Below are 249 nucleotides of genomic sequence, written 5' to 3'. Positions count from 1 at the left end.
CGCACTTGAAGGGCCGCTATAACGGCCGGCTGCACATCGCGGTCGGCGCGGACGACACGATTGCGACACCCGCGGCCTGCGAGCGACTCGCGCTCGCCGCGGACACCCAACTGCAAGTCGTGCCACGCGCGGGGCACGCCGGCTATATCGAAGCAAGCGCCGCGTACACCGCGATCATCGACACGTTCTGCCGCGCAAGCGCCGGACAACGGAGCCAATGAATGACGCCCGATACCCTCAACGAGCGCG

At 67.9% G+C, this 249-nt stretch carries 1 protein-coding gene; it reads left to right on the top strand.

Going from position 1 to position 249, the window contains the following annotated elements; translation table 11 throughout:
* Positions 1-221, top strand: a 221-nt coding sequence (locus SB822_RS59470) for an alpha/beta fold hydrolase (protein ID WP_410859424.1), incomplete at its 5' end; no start/stop codon positions are given.
* Positions 222-249 lie beyond the last annotated feature (28 nt).

The sequence above is a fragment of the Paraburkholderia sp. SIMBA_054 genome (assembly GCF_046534875.1).
Taxonomy (GTDB): Bacteria; Pseudomonadota; Gammaproteobacteria; order Burkholderiales; family Burkholderiaceae; genus Paraburkholderia; species Paraburkholderia hospita.
The sequence above is the reverse complement of the archived record's forward strand: the minus strand, read 5'-3'. Positions and strand labels throughout refer to the sequence as shown.